This is a genomic window from Rhizobacter sp. OV335 (assembly GCF_900142965.1).
Taxonomy (GTDB): Bacteria; Pseudomonadota; Gammaproteobacteria; order Burkholderiales; family Burkholderiaceae_C; genus Rhizobacter.
In genome coordinates, this window is the sequence record NZ_FRCQ01000001.1 from 273,125 (window position 1) to 293,427 (window position 20,303).

Genomic DNA, 20,303 nt, shown 5'->3' on the forward strand with positions numbered 1-20,303 from the left:
GACTCGGCGGGCCGTTTGCTGGGGCGTAAGGATATCCGTCCATATCGGTACAAACGGTGCGGTTCATTACCAAGCAGGTACATACATCCGGAAGCTTGTGCAATAGTGCCGCGATGAGTTCACGAACTGTTGCGGCGGCGTGCCCGCATGACTGTCCAGACACCTGCGCCATTCGCGTGACCGTTGAGAACGGTCGCGCAATTCGCATACAAGGCGACGCCGGTCACCCGACCACGCACGGTGCGCTGTGCACCAAGGTGTCGCGCTACACCGAACGAACCTACAGCCCGGACCGGGTGCTGCATCCGCTGAAGCGGGTCGGGACCAAGGGCAGCGGGCAGTTCGTGCGCGTCAGCTGGGATGAAGCGCTGTCCGACATCGCTGCGCGCCTCGGCGAAATCGCGTCGCGCGCGCCGCAGGCCATCCTGCCGTACAGCTACGCCGGCACGATGGGCCTGCTGCAGGGCGAGAGCATGGCCGGGCGCTTCTTCCACCAGTTGGGCGCCTCGCTGCTCGACCGCACGATCTGTGCCTCGGCCGGCGCTGAAGCGCTGATGGCGACCTACGGCGGCAAGGTCGGCATGCACGTCGAGCACTTCGCCGAGAGCAAGCTGATCGTGATCTGGGGCAGCAACTCGATCGCGTCGAACCTGCATTTCTGGACCTTCGCGAACGCGGCCAAGCGCAACGGCGCGAAGCTCGTCTGCATCGACCCGCGCAAGACCGAGACGGCCGACAAGTGCCACCAGCACATCGCGCTGCTGCCCGGCACCGACGGTGCGCTCGCGCTCGGGCTGATGCGCGAGCTGGTCGTCAACGACTGGCTGGATGCCGACTACATCGAACGCCACACCGAAGGCTGGCCGGCCCTGCGCGAACGCGCGATGGCCTGGACGCCCGAGCGCACCGCCGAGACCTGCGGCATCAGCGCCGACGAGGTGCGCGGCCTGGCCCGCGACTACGGCACGACCAGGCCGGCCGCGATCCGCCTGAACTACGGCATGCAGCGGGTGCGCGGCGGTGGCAACGCGGTGCGGCTGGTGGCGATCCTGCCGTGCCTGACCGGCGCGTGGCGGCACCGCGCGGGCGGCATGCTGCTGTCGGCGTCGGGCTGGTTCCATCCCGACAAGGCGGCGCTGCAGCGGCCCGAGCTGCTGGCCGGCCGGCGCCCGCGCACCATCAACATGAGCACGATCGGCGACGACCTGTTGCGCGACAGCTCGGCGGCGTTCGGCCCGAAGATCGAGGCGCTCATCGTCTACAACAGCAACCCGGTCGCGGTGGCGCCCGAGTCGCCGAAGGTCGTGAAGGGCTTCCGGCGCGACGACTTGTTCACCGTCGTGCTCGAGCACTTCATGACCGACACCGCCGACCACGCCGACTACGTGCTGCCGGCCACGACGCAGCTGGAGCACCTGGACGTGCACACCAGCTACGGCCACACCTACGTGCTGATCAACGAGGCGGCGATCGCGCCGGTCGGCGAGGCGAAGCCGAACACGCAGATCTTCCGCGAGCTCGCCGCGCGCATGGGCTTCGATGCGCCGTGCTTCAGCGACAGCGACGAAGCCCTCGCGCGCCAGGCCTTCGGCCGCGATGTCGTCGACTTCGACGAACTGCGCGAGAAGCACTGGGTGAAGCTGGCGATCGCGGAGGCGCCGTTCGCCGACGGCGGCTTCCCGACCGCGAGCGGCCGCTGCACGATCGACGCGCCGGGCTGGGGCGTGCCCGACCATGTGCCGAACTACGAATCGGCCAGCTCGACGCCCGAACTCGCGCAGCGCTACCCGCTGGCGATGATCTCGCCGCCGGCGCGCAACTTCCTGAACTCCAGCTTCGTCAACGTGCAGAGCCTGCGCGACATCGAGGGCGAGCCGGTGCTGGAGATCCACGTCGACGATGCGCAGCGGCGCGGCATCACCGGCGGCGAGCTGGTGCGGGTCTTCAACGACCGTGGCGAGTACTGGTGCAAGGCGGTGGTCAGCCAGCGCGCGCGGCCGGGCGTCGTCAACGGCCTGGGCATCTGGTGGCGCAAGCTCGGCGTGCGCGGCACCAACGTCAATGAACTGACCCACCAGCGCCTGACCGACCTCGGCCGCGCGCCCAGCTTCTACGACTGCCTGGTCGAAGTGTCGCGTGAATGATGCAGGCCGGCCGCGAGGCCGGTGACGGGCTTCACGTTTCCCCGCGATGTATTCGCCGGTGTCGCGGCCGGGACAGGTGGTCTCCCGCGCTGCCCCGAGAGTGACTGCTTTTCGCCTGGAGTCGTAGCGATGAAGCGTCGGTCGTTCTTGCGTTCGTGTGTACAGGGTGTGGCGGCGGCGAGCGGCGCCGGCTGGGTTCATGTCGCGCATGGGGCCGACGAGGGCCTGAGCGCGGGCCAGGTCACGCTCGGCAGTTCGGCCGCGCTGAGCGGCATCCTGGCCGGCTCGGGTCGTGACCAGAATGCCGGCATCTCGGCCGCCTTCGGGGCGATCAACAAGGCCGGCGGCATCCACGGCCGCGAACTGCGCTTGCTGATGAAGGACGACGGCTACGTGCCGGCGCGCACCGTCGAGAACGTCAAGCAGATGATCGAGGGCAACACCGCGTTCGCGCTGATCTCGTGCATCGGCACCGCGAACAACGCCGCCATCATCCCGGCGATCGAGCAGGCCGGCGTGCCGTATGTCGGGCCGATCACCGGCGCATCGTCGCTGCGCCAGCCGGGCCAGCGCAACGTCTTCCACGTGCGGGCGAGCTACACCGACGAGGTGACGCGCGTGACCCAGCAGCTGGTGGCGATGGGCCTGAAGGACATCGCGCTGGTCTACCTCGACAACCCGTTCGGCAAGGAGGTCGCGAAGGACGCGACCGCCGCGCTCCAGGCGGCCGGGCTGCAGGCGGTGACGACGCTGCCGGCGGCGGTCGACGGCTCCAACGTGGCACAGGTCGTCGAGCAGCTGCTCGCGGCCAAGCCCAATGTGGTGTTCTTCGGCACGACGGGCACGACCAGCACGGCGCTGATGCTGCAACTGCGCGCGCGCATGGCCGGACTGCCGATGGTCGGGCTGTCGGTGTCGGTGATCTCGTCGGAGCTGTCCAAGCTGGGCGCCGCGTCGCAGGGCATCGCGCTGTCGCAGGTGTTTCCGGATGCGGTGTCGCCGAAGCTCGAATCAGTGCGCGGCTACCAGGCGGCGATGCGCGCGATCGGCCGCGAAGAGTTCGGCGCCAGCAGCTTCGAAGGCTATGTCAACGCGATGGTGGTGGCCGAGGGGCTGCGCCGCGCCGGCCGCGACGTGACCCGCGACAAGCTGCGCCTGGCGCTGACCGGCCTCAAGCAGCTGAACCTGGGCGAGCTGTCGCTCGGCTTCGGCGGCACGGCACCGTACGTGGCCTCGCGCTACGTCGGCCTGGCGGTGCTCGGGGCCAACGGGCGCCGGTTGAGCTGAGCCTGGTCAGCTCGCCTAGACTCGCGCGATGCGAGTTTCGGTGAAGAAAAAGTGGTGGATGGCGGTCGGCGTGGTCGTGCTGCTGGGCTCGCTCAGTGGCTGCGGCTCGGTGCGCTACCTGGCGCAATCGGTCGGCGGCCACCTGAGCCTGCTGAACCAGGCGAAGCCGGTCAGCGACTGGATCGCCGACCCGGCCACGGCCGAGCCCTTGCGCGAGCGCCTGCAGTTGACGCAGCGCATGCGCGACTACGCGGTCAGCGAACTGAAGCTGCCCGACAACGCGAGCTACCGGCGCTATGCCGACCTGCACCGCAACGCCGCGGTGTGGAACGTGGTGGCCGCGCCTGAACTGAGCCTGCAACTGAAGACCTGGTGCTACCCGGTGACCGGCTGCGTCGGCTACCGCGGCTACTTCGACCAGCCGGCCGCCAACGCGCAGGGCGACGAGCTGCGCGCCGAGGGGCTGGAGGTCAGCGTGTACGCGGTGCCGGCCTATTCGACGCTCGGCAAGCTGCCGGGCGGCTTCTTCAGCGACCCGCTGCTGAACACCTTCATCCGCTGGCCCGAAGGCGAACTGGCGCGGCTGATCTTTCACGAGCTGGCGCACCAGGTGGCCTTCGCGAAGGACGACACGATGTTCAACGAGTCGTTCGCGACCGCGGTCGAGCGCATCGGCGGCACGCGCTGGCTGGTCGAGAAGTCGACGGCCGCGGCGCGCGACGAGTACGAGCGCTACGACCAGCGGCGCCAGGAGTTCCGTGCGCTGACGATGCAGGCGCGCAGCGACCTCGACGCGATCTACCGCAGCGGCCGCAGCGATGCCGACAAGCGCGGCGCGAAGGCCGAGCGCATGGCGGCGCTGCGTGCCGACTACGCCGCGCTGAAGGCCGGCGCGTGGGCCGGCTATGCGGGCTACGACGGCTGGTTCGAGCGCGCGAACAATGCGTCATTGGGCGTGCTGGCCGCCTACAACGAGCTGGTGCCGCAGTTCGAGCGCCTGTTCGAACGCGAGGGCCGTGATTTCGACCGCTTCTACGCCGAGGTGCGGCGCATCGCCGCGTTGCCGCGCGACGAGCGGCGCGCGACACTCCAATCCGCCGGCGCTGCGACGGCGACCCCATAAAGACCCGAGGAGACCGACATGCCCGACATCCACATCCACCGCGACCACGACCTGGGCCTGGCCCGCGCGCGCGAGATCGCGTGGAAATGGGCCGAAGAGGCCGAGAAGAAGTTCGAGATGGAATGCACCGTGATCGAAGGCGAGGACACCGACACGGTGGAGTTCAAGCGATCAGGCGTCAGTGGCGAGCTGGTCGTCGCGGCCGACCACTTCGACCTGCAGGCGAAGCTGGGTTTCCTGATGGGCGCCTTCGCCGGCACGATCCAGGGCGAGATCGAGAAGAACCTGGATGCGCTGCTGGCGGGCGGCAAGGCGCCGGCGAAGAAGGCCGCAGCGAAGAAGACCAAGGGCCGTTGATCGAGAACGCTGATCGACCGGGCCGCTGCAAAAGAACCCTGCTCAGGGCGAACGGGTTCCGACTCCCGCCGGCGCGGTACGCGATGTCATCTCGCTCGCATCGAACTGCCGCGGCACCCACCGGTCCCGCCACCGCATGAACGGCGTCTCGACCAGCCTGAACAGCAGCCAGCCACCCAGCAGGCAGGCGGCCGAGATCGCGATGACCAGCAGCGGCGTCGGCAGCGCCCACGGCTTGAGCTGGCGGTTCACGATGAACGCGATCGGCTTGTGCGTCAGGTACAGCGCGTACGACCACAGCGCGAGCGACGCCGCGCCGGGCACCCGCCAGCGCTGCAGCGGCGAGCCGCGGCTCAGCGCGCTCAGCAGCAGCAGCGCCCAGGCCATCGCCATCAGCGAGTAGCCGAAGCCGCTCATCAGGTAGCCATACCCGTAGCCGTCGATCTCGTAGAAATTCATCAGGCCCCACAGCATCGCGAGCGACGCGGCCAGCCCGGCCGCGAACAGCGCCTTCCCATGCTGCGTGACGCGCGCCCAGGCCTGCGGGTGTCCGTTCTTCAGCAGCGCGAGTGCCACGCCAGGCAGGAACTCGTCGAGCCGCGACAGCGAGCCGTAGTACACCGTCGGGTAGTAGCGCTCGATCGCGCCGCCGGCCTCGCGGCCGTACTGCAGCCACAGCATGCTGCGCCAGGCGATCGCTGCCAGCACCAGCGCGCCGATCAGCGCCCAGGCCAGTGCCCGCTGGTGCCGCAGCCGCGTCACGGCCCACAGCGCGAGCGGCAGCCCGAGGTAGAACTGCTCCTCGATGCACAGCGACCAGGCGTGCGAGAACGCGGTGCCCGGCTGCAGCTCGATGTTCTGCGTGAAGCTCAGGAAGCGCCACAGCGGCGGCGGTTCGCGCCCGCCCATCACCGCCGGGAACAGGAAGAACAGCGCCAGCACGACCCAGAAGTTCGGCAGCGTGCGCAGCGCGCGCCGCGCATAGAACGCGCCGAACGACAGCCGCCGCCCCGAGAGCAGCCCGCCCAGCAGCTGGTTGGCGATCAGGTAGCCGCTCAGCACGAAGAACAGGTCGACGCCGGTCCAGCCGACCGCGCTGGCCCAGCCGAAGGTGTTCTCGCCGCTGACGAACACCCGGTAGTGGTACGCGAAGACCCCGAGGATCGCCAGCGCCCGCAGCGTGTCCAGCCCGGGCTGGCGATCGCGCGTCACTCCTTCAGCGATTCGATCAGGTCGACGTACTCCTGCATCGCCTCGTCGCCCGACTTGCCCTTCACCGCATCCCAGGCGTCCCACTTGGCGCGGCCGACCATGTCGGTGAAGCCGGGACGCTTGCCGTCCACGTCGCCGCTGCTCGCCTGCTTGTACAGCGCGTAGATCTTGAGCAGCGTCATGTTGTCGGGCTTCTCGGGCAGGTTCTTCGAGTCGGCCACGGCGGCGTCGAACTGGGTCTTGAGGTCGGCCATGAAGGTCTCCGGTGATGCGTGGGTGAAAGTCGGCATTGACGCGGCGAATGTTACCCATCATCGTGCCCCGCAGAACAAGACACGCCCCCAGGAGACCCCGACGATGCCCACCTCCCCCCACGCCGCAACCCAGCGCATGTCGCGCGTCGACACCGCCTGGCTGCGCATGGACAACGACGTGAACTTGATGATGATCGTCGGCGTGTGGCTGCTGCAGCCGGCCATCACGCACGCCGCGCTCTGCGAGCGCGTCGAGGACAAGCTGCTGAAGTACGGGCGCTTCCGCCAGAAGGTGGTGGAAGACGCGATGGGCGCGAGCTGGGTCGACGACCCGGCCTTCGACTTGCAGCAGCACGTGCTGCACGAGCCGTTGCACCGTGCCCGCGGCCAGTCGGCGCGCCAGGCGCTGCAGGAGCGTGTCGCCGAGCTGAGCAGCACGCCGCTGGCCCGCGCGCACCCGCTGTGGCAGTTCCACCTGATCGACGACTACGAGGGCGGCAGCGCGCTGATCGCCCGGGTGCACCACTGCATCGCCGACGGCATCGCGCTGATCTCGGTGATGCTGTCGATCACCGACGGCGGGCAGGATCCGCCACCGCGCCGCACGCGCGGCAAGGCGGCCGACGACGACGGCGATGCTGACTGGCTGTCCGATGCGGTCGTCAAGCCGCTGACCGACCTGACCGTCAAGGCGATCGGCATGTACGGCGGCGGCATCGCGAAGTCGATGGAGATGCTGGCGCACCCGCAGCAGCCGCTGCTGGGTTCGCTCGACATGGCGCGCACCGGCTACCAGGTGCTGAGCGACGTGGCGGCGCTCGCGCTGATGCCCGACGATTCGCCGACCTCGCTGAAGGGCACGCCGGTCGGCCGCAAGCACGTGGCCTGGGGCGAGCCGATCCCGCTCGACCAGGTGAAGGCGATCGGCCGCGCGCTGAACTGCTCGGTCAACGACGTGCTGCTGGCCTGCGTGGCCGGCGCGATCGGCGGCTACCTGCGCGCACGCGGCGAGAACCCCGACGGGCAGGAGATCCGCGCGATGGTGCCGGTGAACCTGCGCCCGCTCGAGAAGGCGCACCAGCTCGGCAACCGTTTCGGGCTGGTGCCGCTGGTGCTGCCGATCGGCATCGCGAACCCGGTCGAGCGCGTCTACGCGGTGCGAGCGCGCATGACCGACCTGAAGGGCAGCTACCAGCCGCTGCTCGCGTTCGCGGTGCTGTCGGTGGCCGGGCTGCTGATCAAGCCGGCCCAGGATGCGCTGCTGAACCTGTTCGCGAAGAAGGCGACCGCGGTGATGACCAACGTGCCGGGGCCGGCCGCGCCGCTGAAGTTCTGCGGCTCGACGCTGCGCCAGACGATGTTCTGGGTGCCGCAGTCGGGGCACATCGGCGTGGGCGTCAGCATCCTGAGCTACGGCGGCGGCGTGCAGTTCGGGCTGGTGACGGACGATGCGCTGTGCAAGGACCCGCAGGCGATCGTCGAGCGCTTCGAGCCGGAGTTCGAGAAGCTGTTGATGGTCACGCTGATGCTCCCGTGGGAGTGAGGCATCCGGGCTCCGTGCATCCGGACAGGCGGTCGCTGCGTATGGAGTGGTTTCCCCGGTGCTTTCCAGGAGATTCCGCATGTCCGCTTCGTCCACGGCCCGTGTCGTCAACTGGGTCGAGCAGGGGCTCGTGCCCGACCGCGTCGTCCGGCTCGGCATTCGCCGCCTGCTGAAGGAGCGCCTGCACGAGATCCGGGCCGATGACGTCGCCGCGTCGGCCGAACTCACGGCCGAGTTCATCGCCGGCATGCGGCGCGCGCCGCTGGCCCTGCTGCCCGAGAAGGCCAACGAACAGCACTACGAACTGCCGGCCGCGTTCTTCGGCAGCGTGCTGGGCAGCCATCGCAAATACAGCAGCTGCTGGTGGGGCGAGCCGTCCGACGCCGCCATCACCACGCTGGACGCCGCCGAGGCCGCCGCGCTGACCCTCACCTGCGAGCGCGCCGGCCTGTTCGACGGGCAGGACGTGCTCGAGCTCGGCTGCGGCTGGGGCTCGCTGTCGCTGTGGATGGCGGAGCGCTTCCCGGGCAGCCGCATCACCGCGGTCTCCAACTCGCACTCGCAGCGCGCCCACATCGAGGCCCAGGCGGCGCAGCGCGGGCTGTCGAACCTGCGCGTCGTCACGCAGGACATGAACGAGTTCGATCCGGCGGATTTCGGCATCATCGACCGCTTCGATCGCGTGGTGTCGGTCGAGATGTTCGAGCACCTGCGCAACTGGCCCGAGGCGTTCCGCCGCGTTGCCGGCTGGCTGCGGCCCGGCGGGCGCTTCTTCATGCACGTGTTCGCGCACCGCAGCACGCCGTATGCGTTCGTCGCGCGCGATGCGAGCGACTGGATGAGCGAGCACTTCTTCGCCGGCGGCATGATGCCGAGCGACGACCTGGCGCTGAACTTCCAGGACGACCTGCGGCTGCTGCAGCGCTGGCGCTGGGACGGCACCCACTACCAGCGCACCGCCGAGGCCTGGCTGCAGAACATGGACGCCCGCCGCGCCACGCTGCAGCCGGTGTTCGACGGCTGCTACGGCGCGCAGCAATCGGCGCTGTGGTGGGTGCGCTGGCGGCTGTTCTTCATGTCCTGCGCCGAGCTGTTCGGCCACGATGACGGGCAGCAGTGGTTCGTCAGCCATGCGCTGTTCGAGCGGCGCGCATGACCGACCTGCTGCCGGTGGCGCCATGGGGCCTGGCGGCGAGTGCCACGCTCGCAGGGGTCGCGTGGGCGGGCAGCGTGATGCGCCACGATGCGAGCCTGGTCGATCGCTGGTGGTCGGCGTTGATCGCAGCCTCGGCGCTGGCGTATGCCGTCGTGCTGCCGGCTTCGGGCTCGCGCGCCCTCGCGATGGGTGCGCTGCTGCTGGTGTGGGCGCTGCGGCTGGCGATCTACATCAGCTGGCGCAACTGGGGCCATGGCGAAGACCGCCGCTACCAGGCGATCCGTGCGCGCAACCAGCCGAACTTCGCGTTCAAGAGCCTCTACCTGGTGTTCGGGCTGCAGGCGGCGATCGCGTGGATCGTCGCGATGCCCTTCCTCGCCGGCTTCGCGATCGATGCGCCGTTCGGCGTCGCCGGTGGCATCGGCGCTGCGCTGGCTGCCTTCGGCATCGTGTTCGAAGCGGTTGCCGATGCGCAGATGGCGCGCTTCCAGGCTGACCCGGCGAACCGGGGCCAGGTGATGGACCGCGGCCTGTGGCGGCTGAGCCGCCACCCGAACTACTTCGGCGAGGCTTGCGCCTGGTGGGGTCTGTGGCTGATGGCGGTGCCGGCCGGCGGCGCCTGGAGCATCGTTTCGCCGCTCGTGATGACGACGCTGCTGCTGAAGGTGTCCGGCGTCACGCTGCTCGAGCAGGACATCGGCGAGCGCCGCCCCGCCTACCGCGACTACATCCTGCGCACCAGCGCGTTCGTGCCGTGGTGGCCGAAGCGCTGATCAGCGCCGGAACTTGCCGTCCGGGCCGATGATCGACAGGTCGGCGAAATCGAGCCCGGTGTGGTCGGTGGTGCTGTAGCTGATGTCCATGCCGCCCACGTCGTAGTGGTTGATGCCGTTCAGCGCGGCCACCAGCCGTTCGCGCGTCGGGTTCGGGCCGGCGCGGCGCAGGCCTTCGACCAGCACCTTCGCGGCGGCAAAGCCTTCCATCATCGCGGGCGAGACGCCGTCGAGCTTGCGTGCCCGCGCGAGTTCCAGCGCTTCCTTGACGAGCGGCGACGCGATCGAGCGCTCGTACGGGAACACCTGCGAGACGATGGTGCCGCGGCCGTAGTCGCCCATCGCCCTGATGAAGCCGCTGGAGGCGTTGTTCGACAGCGTCACCACCTGCGCCATCGAGCCGGCCTTGCGCAGCGCCATCGTGCCCTCGGCCACCGCGCCGGCCGAGCCGATGAACAGCACCGCTTGCGCGCCGGACTTCGCCACCTGCGGCGCCAGCTGGCTGAAATCGGGTTGGCTGCGATCGAACTTCGCGAGCATCGCCGGGTTCTTGCCGATGGCCTCGAAGCCGGCCACCGCGCCCTGCACCGCATCGGCGCCGAAGCTGTCGTCGACCTGCAGCACCGCGATGCGGTCGACGCTGACCAGGCTCAGATGGCGGATCATGCGCTCGGCCTCGCGCTGGTAGGTGGCGCGTACGTTGAAGACGTAGGGGTGCACCGGCTTGTGCAGCGCCATCGCGCCGGTCGACGGCGCGATCATCGGCACCCGGTGCTCGGTCAGCAGCGGCAGGAGGGCCTGCGCATGCGGCGTGCCGCGGCCGAGGAACATCGCCAGCACGCGCTTCTCGACGATCAGCGTCTTCGCGTTCTCGGCGCTGAGCGCGGGGTCGAACTGGTCATCGGTGGAGACCAGCTGGATCTGCTGGCCGTGCACGCCGCCCTGGGCATTGATCGAGTCGATGTAGAGCTTCGCGCCGTCGGTGTTCTCCTTCACGCCGGCCGCCACCGGTCCGGTGAAGCCGGCGGTCTGTCCGATCAGGAGCTGGGCTGCGGCGGGGGCGCCGATCGACATCATCGTGGCCGCCAGGGCCAACGCACCGAGGTACTGCTTCATCAGGTGTCTCCGCTCTGTTCGTGAAACTCAAGGAAATCCATGGTTTCACGGGCAGGGCGGGCGTGCCTGCGTGCAGTACGCCTGTCTGCGCGTCACGCCGGGGCTGGCGTGACGTGCTGCGCGGAGTGTTCAGCGGCGGAACTTGCCGTCGGCTCCAATGATGGAGAGATCTGCAAAATCGAGACCGCTGTGGTCGGTCGTGCTGTAGCTGACCTCCATGCCGCCGATGTCGTACTTGTGCAGGTTGTTCAGCGCCGCGAGCAGCTTGTCGCGCGTCGGCGTGCCGCCGCCGCGGCGCAGGCCTTCGACCAGCACCTTCGCGCCGGCAAAGCCTTCCATCATCGCGGGCGACACCGCATCGAAGCCCTTGGCCTTCGCGAGCTCGGTCGCTTCCTTGACGATCGGCGACGCGATCGAGCGCTCGTACGGGAACACCTGCGTGACGATCACGCCGCGCGCGTTGTCACCCATCAAGGTGATGAAGCCGCCGGCCGAGTTGTTCGACAGCGTGACGATCTGCGCCGGGCTGCCGGCATCGCGCAGCGCCTTCGTGCCTTCGGCGACAACGGCGCCCGAGGCGATGAACAGCACGGCCTGCACGTTCATCTTGACCATCTTCGGCACGATCGCGCTGAAGTCGGGTTTCGCGCGGTCGAACTTCTCGACCGCTGCCGGCTGCTTGCCGACCGCGGTGAAGCCGGCCGTGGCGCCGACGACCGCATCGGTGCCGAAGCTGTCGTCGACGTGCAGCACCGCGATGCGCTCCATGCCGATCAGGCTCAGGTGGCGGATCGCGCGCTCGGCCTCGCGCTGGTAGGTGGCGCGCACGTTGAAGATGTACGGGTTGACCGGCTTGTGCAGCACCATCGCGCCGGTCGACGGTGCGACCAGCGGCACCCGGTACTCGGCCAGCAGCGGCGCGATCGCCTGCGTGTGCGGCGTGCCGCGCACCAGGAACAGCGCGACCACGTTCTTCTCGGTGATCAGCTTCTTAGCGTTCTCGGCCGCGAGCTTCGGATCGAACTTGTCGTCCAGCGAGACCAACTCGATGGGCTGGCCGTTGATGCCGCCGCGCGCGTTCACCGCGTCGAAGTACATCTTCGCGCCGTCGGTGGTCTCCTTGACGCCGGCGGCGACCGCGCCGGTGAAGCCTGCCGTCTGGCCGATCATGATCTGGGCGGCCGCACTGGCCGCGAGGCTGGACAAGGCCAGCGCGCAAAGAAGCTTCTTCATGGAGTCTCCGGTTTTATCCCTGGGGCATGGGCCGCGGGCCGTGTCGACTCACTGTCCCGACGGCGCACGGCAGGGCGGGATGTTTTCACATGTAACGACTGCGCGAGCACGTCAAGTGGACGAAATGTCCACCCAGTCGCGTTCGGCGCGACTTAGTTCGCGGTCGGCCCGTTTTCGTCGTCGCCCGTCAGCTCCGGGTCATCAGGGCGCCACTGATCCAGCACCGTGCGCAGGCTCTCGAACTGCATCGGCTTGGTCAGGTGCTCGTCCATGCCGGCCTCGAGGCTGGATTGGCGGTCGGCGGCCAGCGCATGCGCGGTCAGCGCGACGATCGGGAACGGCCGCAGCGTGCCGTCGGCCTGCAGCGCGCGCAGCCGGCGGGTCGCCTCGACGCCGTCCATGCCCGGCATCTGGATGTCCATCAGCACCAGGTCGGGCGCCTTCTCGAGGCAGTGCGCGAGCGCCTCTTCGCCGCTGGCGGCGACGCTGACCTTCATGCCCAGCACCATCAGCATCTCGCGCGCGACCAGTTGGTTCAGCGGGTTGTCCTCGACCACCAGCACGTGCATGCCGGGGCGCATCGGCGTCGACGGCTCGGACCGTGCCGGTGCCGGGCGCGCCTCGGCGCTGGCGACCGTGCGCAGCTCGGCCGGCGTCAGCGGCTTCAGCAGCACCGCCATGCCGCTGCGCGCGGCCCGCTCGAGCAGCACCGGCTGGTGGAAGTCGGGGCGCAGCAGCAGCGTGACGCGCGTGCCCTCAGGCAGTGCGCGGCGCAGCGCTCCCAGGTCGCTGGCGTCGTCGAGGCCGTCCTCGGCCAGCACGATGCAATCGGGCGCGCGGCCGCCGAGCAGCGCGCGCCGCGTGGCCTGCGCCAGGTCGGGGATCAGCTCGGTGGTCCAGCCCAGGCGCTCGATGCGGCGCGGCAGCCACGGCGAGGTCGTCGCGTTGCGCACCACCAGCCAGGCGTGGCCGGGCGCGTGCGGCGCGGGCGCCGGCTGGGCCACCGCCGCGAGCCGCAGCTCGACGGTGAACACCGAGCCGCGGCCGGGCACGCTGCTGGCCGTCACGCGGCCGGCCATCAGCGCGGCCAGCTTGCGTGCGAGCGACAGCCCGAGCCCGGTGCCGCCGTGCTGGCGGCGCGCGCTGTTGTCGCCCTGCTCGAAGGGCCTGAACACGCGCTCGAGGGTGGCGGCGTCCATGCCGGTGCCGGTGTCGTGCACCTGGATGCGCAGCAGCCACGGGCCGTCGGCCTGGGCACGCAGCTCGGTGACCAGCGCGACATGGCCGTGCGCGGTGAACTTGACCGCATTGGCCAGCAGGTTCGAGACGATCTGGCGCACGCGCGCCGGGTCGCCCTGGAACTGCGTCTGCTCGCCGAGGTAGTCGTACAGCATCGTCAGGCCGCGGCCGTGCACCTGCGGCATGAAGCCGCGGAAGGTCTCGGCCAGCAGCTGCGAGAGGTCGAAGGTTTCGAGCCGCAGCGCGAGTTCGCCGGCCTCGGCGCGGGCGTAGTCGATCACGTCGCCGATCAGGCGCAGCAGCGACTGGCCGGATTGCTGCGCCAGTTCGAGGTAGCCGCGCTGCTCGTTGTGCGTGGCCAGGCGCTGCGCCAGTTCGGTCATGCCGAGCACCGCGTTCAGCGGCGTGCGCAGCTCGTGGCTCATGTGGGCCAGGAAGGCGGCCTTGGCCTGGGTGGGCGCGGCGTCGGTGTCGAGTTCGCGCAGGCTGCCGGCCAGCCGGGTGGCCGCGGCGCCGCTGTCGACGGTGGCGCGCATGCGCACCTGGAACCAGCGCAGGCTGCCGTCGGCCGTGCGCAGGCGCAGGCGCCCGTCGACGGTGTGGCCCGGTGCGCGCGTCGCGGCGCCGCACAGCGCATCCCAGCGCGGCAGGTCGGGCGGGTCGATGCGTGTGCGAATGGCGGACGGTTCGTCGGCCAGGTCGGCGCCGAGCAGCTCGCGGCAGCGCGGCGAATGCCAGGCGCGCTGCGGTGTCGGGTGCAGCGTGCGCTCCTGGGAGATTCCTGGGGTGAGTTCGTGCTCCCACACGCCCTCGCCGACGACATCCATCAGCCGCGCTGCGCGGCCGCTGTCGGGGGGGAGGGGTGGAATCGGAGGTACTGCTGATGCTTTCATGGCGCCACACGCACACGGCACGCGTGAAGCGTCGCGCATGGTAGCCAATGGACTCCATCTGGGCAATGCGCTTCGCATGTTCGATGTGTTGCACCACGTCAGCGGGGTTGCTGACGGCTACTGACCAATGGCCCGCCGCCGTGCTCACCCGGCCCGGCTCCCTAGAATCTTCGGCTCCGCATTCCGAAAGCCCTCCCCATGTCCGATGTCGTCCCCGATGACACGACCGGCGTCATCCGCATCCGCGGCGCGCGCCAGCACAACCTGAAGAACCTGGACCTCGACATCCGCACCGGCGAGATGACGGTGGTGACCGGGCCGTCGGGCTCGGGCAAGTCGAGCCTGGTGTTCGACACCTTGTACGCCGAGGGGCAGCGGCGCTACGTGGAGACCTTCAGCGCCTATGCGCGGCAGTTCCTCGACCGGATGGACCGCCCGGCGGTCGACCGGGTCGACGGCGTGCCGCCGGCGATCGCGATCGACCAGACCAACCCGGTGCGCACCTCGCGCTCGACGGTCGGCACGATGACCGAGCTGAACGACCACCTGAAGCTGCTGTACGCCCGGGCGGCCGCGCTGTTCGACAAGCAGACCGCGCAGCCGGTGCGGCACGACACGCCGGAGACGATCTATGCGGAGTTGATGAGTCGCACGGCGGCGAGCGATCCGCGGCTGGTCGTGACCTTCCCGGTCGAGCTGCCGGCGGTGACGACGCCCGAGGAGATCGAGCAATGGCTCGCTGCCAGCGGCTTCACCCGCGTGCAGGCCGAACGCGAGCTGGCGACGCCGACCGGTCCGCGCAAGGTGCTGGACGTCGTGGCGGACCGCTTCCGGCTGCAGAACACCGAGAAGGTGCGCGCGGTCGAGGCGATCGAGACGGCGCTGAAGCGCGGCAGCGGGCGGGTGAATGTGTATGTGGTGGCCGAGGAAGGCGAACCGGCACTTTGGCGTTTCTCCACCGGCCTGCACTGCCCCGACAGCGACCTGCGCTACAGCGAGCCGCAGCCCGCGCTGTTCTCGTTCAACTCCGCGATGGGCGCCTGCGAGACCTGCCGCGGCTTCGGGCGCGTGATCGGCGTCGACTGGGGCCTGGTGATCCCGGACCACCGCAAGACGCTGCGCTCCGGCGCGATCAAGACCATCCAGACGCCGGCCTGGAAAGACTCGCAGGACGACCTGCTGAAGTACGCCGCCGAGGCCGGCATCCCGCGCGACGCCGCGTGGTCGCAGCTCAGCGAGGCGCAGCGCGACTGGGTCATCAGCGGCTCGCCGCACTGGAAGGGCAACTGGAACAAGCAGTGGTACGGCATCAAGCGCTTCTTCGAGTACCTCGAATCGAAGTCGTACAAGATGCACATCCGCGTGCTGCTGTCGAAGTACCGCAGCTACACGCCTTGCACCACCTGCGGCGGTGCGCGCCTGAAGACCGAGGCCTTGCTGTGGCGCCTGGGCAGCAAGCCCGATGCCGACGGCGTGCTGCCGCCCGCGAAGCGCTTCCTGCCGCAAGGCACCACCTGGTCGCGTGACCAGCTCGAGGTGCTGCCCGGCCTGACGGTGCACGACCTGATGCTGATGCCGATCGAACGCATCCGCCGCTTCTTCGACGGCATCACGCTGCCCAGCACGATGCTGGACGACGCGCTGAAGCTGCTGCTCGACGAGATCCGCACGCGCCTGAAATACCTGTGCGATGTCGGCCTCGGCTACCTGACGCTGGACCGCCAGAGCCGCACGCTGAGCGGCGGCGAGGTGCAGCGCATCAACCTCACCACCGCGCTCGGCACCTCGCTGGTCAACACCATGTTCGTGCTCGACGAGCCGAGCATCGGCCTGCATCCGCGCGACATGAACCGCATCGTCGAGGCGATGCACCGGCTGCGCGATGCCGGCAACACGCTGGTCGTCGTGGAGCATGACCCGGCGGTGATGCTGGCCGCCGACCGGCTGATCGACATGGGCCCCGGCCCCGGCGAGCGCGGCGGCAACATCGTGTTCGACGGCACGCCGGAAGAGATCCGCCATGCCGACACGCTGACCGGCGCCTACCTCGGCGCGCGCAAGCAGGTCGGCCTGGGCGGGCTGAAGCGGCTGGTCACCGAGGCGACGCCGAAGCTGATCCTCGAAGGCGCGCGCGACCACAACCTGAAGAACGTGACGGTCGAGTTCCCGCTGCAGCACCTGGTCTGCGTGACCGGCGTCTCCGGCTCCGGCAAGAGCACGCTGATGCAGGACGTGCTGTTCCCGGCGCTCGCGCGGCATTTCGGCAAGGCCACCGAGACGCCCGGCGAGCACGACCGACTGCTCGGCGCCGACTGGCTGACCGACGCGGTGTTCGTCGACCAGTCGCCGATCGGCAAGACCGCGCGCTCGAACCCGGCCAGCTACGTCGGCGCGTTCGACGAGATCCGCAAGCTGTTCGCGCAGACGCCGCTGGCCGGCCAGCGCGGCTACGGCGCCGGCATGTTCAGCTTCAACGCCGGCGACGGCCGCTGCCCGACCTGCGGCGGCTCGGGCTTCGAGCATGTCGAGATGCAGTTCCTGTCCGACGTGTACCTGCGCTGCCCCGATTGCGACGGCCGCCGCTACCGCGGCGAGATCCTCGACGTGAAGATCGAACGCCGCCTGCCGGGCGAGGTGGCGCGCGAGCTGAGCGTGGCCGACGTGCTGGAGCTGACCGTCAGCGAGGCGGTGCAGATGTTCGCGCAGGACCGCGAGGTGCTGCGCGTGCTGCAGCCGATCGTCGACGTCGGCCTCGAGTACGTGAAGCTGGGCCAGCCGGTGCCGACGCTGTCGGGCGGCGAGGCGCAGCGGCTGAAGCTGGCCGGCTTCCTGGCCGAGGCGGCGCAGACGACGACCGCGAGCCGCCAGCCGGTCGCGAAGAAGGGCACGCTCTTCATGTTCGACGAGCCGACCACCGGCCTGCACTTCGACGACATCGCGAAGCTGATGCGCGCGTTCCGCAAGCTGCTGGATGCCGGGCATTCGCTGGTCGTGATCGAGCACAACCTCGACGTGGTCCGCGCGGCCGACTGGCTGATCGACCTCGGGCCGGAAGGCGGCGAGGGCGGCGGCCTGGTGGTGTGCACCGGCACGCCGGAGGACGTGAAGCTGCATCCCACGTCGCACACCGGCCGCGCGCTGGCGGAGTACGACGTGTCGATGCGCCTCGGCGAGCACAAAGTGGAAGAGGGCGTGCCGCTGCAGTACCTCGTCAAGAAGGCCCGCGACGTGAAGCGCGATGAATCGATCCGCATCGTCAACGCGCGTGAGCACAACCTGAAGTCGCTGGACGTCAGCATCCCGCGCGGCAAGTTCAGCGTGGTGACCGGCGTGTCGGGCTCCGGCAAGAGCACGCTGGCCTTCGATATCCTGTTCAACGAGGGCCAGCGCCGCTACCTCGAATCGCTGAACGCCTATGCGCGCAGCATCGTGCAGCCCGCGGGGCGGCCGGAAGTGGACGCGGTGTATGGCATCCCGCCGACGGTCGCGATCGAGCAGCGGCTGAGCCGCGGCGGGCGCAAGAGCACGGTCGCGACGACCACCGAGGTGTGGCACTTCCTGCGGCTGCTGTACGTGAAGCTGGGCATCCAGCACTGCGTGAACGACGGTGCGCCGGTGCGGCCGCAGAGCGTCGAGAGCATCGCCGCGCAGCTGCTGCGCGACCACCAGGGCGTGCACGTCGGGCTGCTGGCGCCGCTGGTCGTCAACCGCAAGGGCGTCTACACCGACCTCGCGAAATGGGCCAAGGCGCGCGGCCACTCGCACCTGCGCGTGGATGGCGATTTCCTGCCGGTCGATCCGTGGCCGCGTCTCGACCGCTTCAAGGAGCACACCGTCGAGCTGCCGGTCGGCGACCTGGTGGTCGGCAAGGACAACGAGGCCGAGCTGCGCATGCTGCTCGCGCAGGCGCTCGATGTCGGCAAGGGCGTGATGCACCTGCTGAGCCCGCTGAAGGGCCTGCGCGGCGCGATGCTGGCCGGCACGCCGACCCGCAAGCTCGGCGAGGTGAAGGTGTTCTCGACCAAGCGCGCCTGCCCGGTGTGCGCCACCAGCTACCCCGAGCTGGACCCGCGCATGTTCAGCTACAACAGCAAGCACGGCTGGTGCACCACCTGCGTCGGCACCGGCTTGGCGCTGACGCGCGAGCAGCGCAAGGCGTACGACGATTCGGTGCAGGACGACGACAACAAGGGCCGCGAGCAGAGCTTCCCGTCGGAGGAGGCGGAAGTCGAAGGCGTGGTCGACGAGCCGTGTCCCGATTGCGGCGGGACGCGGCTGAACCCGGTGTCGCGCGGCGTCACCTTCGACACCCATTCGATCGCGTGGATCGCGCAGTGGTCGGTGACCGATGCGCGCAAGTGGGTGCAGGCCTTGAAGCTGCATGGCCGCGATGCCGAGATCGCGCGCGACGTGGTCAGCGAGATCGCGAGCCGGCTCGAGTTCCTCGAAGAGGTCGGCCTCGGCTACCTGACGCTGGACCGTGCGGCCCCGACGCTGTCGGGTGGCGAGGCGCAGCGCATTCGCCTGGCGGCGCAGCTCGGCAGCAACCTGCAGGGCGTCTGCTACGTGCTCGACGAGCCGACCATCGGCCTGCATCCGCGCGACAACCAGATCCTGCTCGATGCGCTGCACAAGCTGGGCGACAAGGGCAACACGCTGGTGGTGGTGGAGCACGACGAAGACACCATCCGCCGAGCCGACCACATCATCGACATCGGACCGGGGGCCGGCAAGCGCGGCGGCCGGCTGGTGGCCGAGGGCACGGTGGCCGACCTGGCGAGCCACCCCGATTCGGTGACCGGCCGCTTCCTCGCGAACCCGCTGGTGCACCCGCTGAAGGCGCGGCGCGAGGTCGAGGCCTTCCTGGCGTCGGTGGCGAGCAAGGTCGCGAAGGAAGGCGAGGCGAACCGCTTGCTGACGATCCACGGTGCGTCGCTGCACAACCTGCAGCAGGTGACGGTCGACGTGCCGCTGAAGCGGCTGGTGGCGGTCACCGGCGTCAGCGGCTCGGGCAAGTCGACGCTGGCGCGCGACGTGCTGCTGGCCAACCTGCAGTTCATCAACGTGCGTGGCGGCAAGCCGAACTGGCAGGGCTGCGACAAGATCGACGGCTGGGGGTACATCGACCGCGTGCTCGAAGTCGACCAGACGCCGATCGGCAAGACGCCGCGTTCGTGCCCGGCCACCTACATCGGCTTCTGGGACACCATCCGCAAGCTGTTCGCCGACACGCTGGAGTCGAGGGCGCGCGGCTACCTGCCGGCGCGCTTCAGCTTCAACACCGGCGACGGACGCTGCCCGGCCTGCGAAGGGCAGGGCATGCGCACGATCGAGATGAGCTTCCTGCCGGACGTGAAGGTGCCGTGCGACGTGTGCCACGGCCAGCGCTTCAGTCCCGAGACGCTGGCGGTCAGCTGGCGCGGCAAGAGCATCGGCGACGTGCTGCAGATGGAGATCGACGAGGCGGTGGAGTTCTTCGCGTCGATGCCGAACATCGCGCACCCGCTGCAGCTGATGAAGGACGTGGGGCTGGGTTACCTGACGCTGGGCCAGCCGTCACCGACGCTGAGCGGCGGCGAGGCGCAGCGCATCAAGCTGGTGACCGAGCTGACCAAGGTGCGCGACGACGTCGGCCGGCGCGGCAACAAGGCGCCGCACACGCTGTACGTGCTCGACGAGCCGACGGTCGGGTTGCACATGGCCGACGTGGAGCGGCTCATTCGGGTGCTGCACCGGCTGGTCGATGGTGGGCACAGCGTGGTGGTGATCGAGCACGACCTGGACGTGATCGCCGAGGCCGACTGGGTCATCGACCTGGGGCCGGAAGGCGGCGTGCGCGGTGGCACGGTGGTGGCGAACGGGGTGCCGGAGTTGCTGGTCAAGACCAAGGCGAGCCACACGGGCGCGGCGTTGAAGCCGGTGTTGGCTCGGACGTAGGTGCGGGCACGGCAAAAGCCTGAGCAAAACAGGTCT

At 69.5% G+C, this 20,303-nt stretch carries 13 protein-coding genes; 8 read left to right on the top strand and 5 right to left on the bottom strand.

Annotated elements, in window-relative coordinates:
- The first annotated feature begins 113 nt into the window (after positions 1-113).
- From BUE42_RS01250 to BUE42_RS01265, 4 genes are all read left to right on the top strand, one after another.
- Positions 114-2,144, top strand: coding sequence for a molybdopterin-containing oxidoreductase family protein (locus tag BUE42_RS01250; RefSeq protein ID WP_073462278.1), 2,031 nt, complete (start codon positions 114-116; stop codon positions 2,142-2,144).
- A gap of 129 nt (positions 2,145-2,273) precedes the next feature.
- The gene (locus BUE42_RS01255) at positions 2,274-3,431 is read left to right on the top strand and encodes an ABC transporter substrate-binding protein (protein ID WP_073462279.1); all 1,158 of its coding nucleotides are present in this window, start codon (positions 2,274-2,276) and stop codon (positions 3,429-3,431) included.
- A 28-nt stretch (positions 3,432-3,459) separates the two neighbouring features.
- Positions 3,460-4,554 (top strand): aminopeptidase, encoded by a 1,095-nt coding sequence (locus tag BUE42_RS01260; RefSeq protein ID WP_073462280.1) that lies wholly within the window; start codon positions 3,460-3,462, stop codon positions 4,552-4,554.
- Between the two features lie 18 nt (positions 4,555-4,572).
- Entirely contained in the window at positions 4,573-4,911 is a 339-nt protein-coding gene (locus BUE42_RS01265; RefSeq protein WP_073462281.1) for a polyhydroxyalkanoic acid system family protein, read from the top strand.
- A 42-nt stretch (positions 4,912-4,953) separates the two neighbouring features.
- On the opposite strand, the gene BUE42_RS01270 is transcribed toward BUE42_RS01265, so the two are convergent.
- Together BUE42_RS01270 and BUE42_RS01275 are read right to left on the bottom strand one after the other, a co-directional pair.
- Complete coding sequence (locus tag BUE42_RS01270) at positions 4,954-6,123, bottom strand: acyltransferase family protein (RefSeq protein WP_073462282.1); 1,170 nt, start codon at positions 6,121-6,123, stop codon at positions 4,954-4,956.
- Positions 6,120-6,377 carry an acyl-CoA-binding protein gene (locus tag BUE42_RS01275; RefSeq protein ID WP_073462283.1) on the bottom strand — a complete coding sequence of 86 codons (258 nt, stop codon included), beginning with the start codon at positions 6,375-6,377 and terminating at the stop codon, positions 6,120-6,122. The genes BUE42_RS01270 and BUE42_RS01275 overlap by 4 nt, the downstream gene beginning before the upstream one ends.
- Positions 6,378-6,480: 103 nt before the next feature.
- Between BUE42_RS01275 and BUE42_RS01280 the strand changes: the two genes are divergently transcribed.
- The 3 genes from BUE42_RS01280 (at position 6,481) to BUE42_RS01290 (ending at position 9,849) form a co-directional block, all read left to right on the top strand.
- Complete coding sequence (locus tag BUE42_RS01280) at positions 6,481-7,920, top strand: wax ester/triacylglycerol synthase family O-acyltransferase (protein WP_235002009.1); 1,440 nt, start codon at positions 6,481-6,483, stop codon at positions 7,918-7,920.
- 79 nt (positions 7,921-7,999) lie between these two features.
- The gene (locus tag BUE42_RS01285; RefSeq protein WP_073462285.1) at positions 8,000-9,076 is read left to right on the top strand and encodes an SAM-dependent methyltransferase; all 1,077 of its coding nucleotides are present in this window, start codon (positions 8,000-8,002) and stop codon (positions 9,074-9,076) included.
- Positions 9,073-9,849 carry a DUF1295 domain-containing protein gene (locus tag BUE42_RS01290; RefSeq protein WP_073462286.1) on the top strand — a complete coding sequence of 259 codons (777 nt, stop codon included), beginning with the start codon at positions 9,073-9,075 and terminating at the stop codon, positions 9,847-9,849. Before BUE42_RS01285 ends, BUE42_RS01290 begins: the two co-directional genes overlap by 4 nt.
- On the opposite strand, the gene BUE42_RS01295 is transcribed toward BUE42_RS01290, so the two are convergent.
- From BUE42_RS01295 to BUE42_RS01305, 3 genes are all read right to left on the bottom strand, one after another.
- Positions 9,850-10,965: an ABC transporter substrate-binding protein gene (locus tag BUE42_RS01295; protein ID WP_073462287.1), complete on the bottom strand. Its 1,116-nt coding sequence runs from the start codon at positions 10,963-10,965 to the stop codon at positions 9,850-9,852.
- Between the two features lie 129 nt (positions 10,966-11,094).
- Positions 11,095-12,198, bottom strand: a complete 1,104-nt coding sequence (locus tag BUE42_RS01300; protein WP_073462288.1) for an ABC transporter substrate-binding protein — start codon at positions 12,196-12,198, stop codon at positions 11,095-11,097.
- A gap of 152 nt (positions 12,199-12,350) precedes the next feature.
- Positions 12,351-14,264, bottom strand: coding sequence for a PAS domain-containing hybrid sensor histidine kinase/response regulator (locus tag BUE42_RS01305; RefSeq protein ID WP_073462289.1), 1,914 nt, complete (start codon positions 14,262-14,264; stop codon positions 12,351-12,353).
- 264 nt (positions 14,265-14,528) lie between these two features.
- Between BUE42_RS01305 and uvrA the strand changes: the two genes are divergently transcribed.
- On the top strand, positions 14,529-20,267 hold the full coding sequence (uvrA, locus tag BUE42_RS01310; RefSeq protein WP_073462290.1) for an excinuclease ABC subunit UvrA: 5,739 nt from the start codon (positions 14,529-14,531) through the stop codon (positions 20,265-20,267).
- The last annotated feature ends 36 nt before the right edge of the window (positions 20,268-20,303 follow it).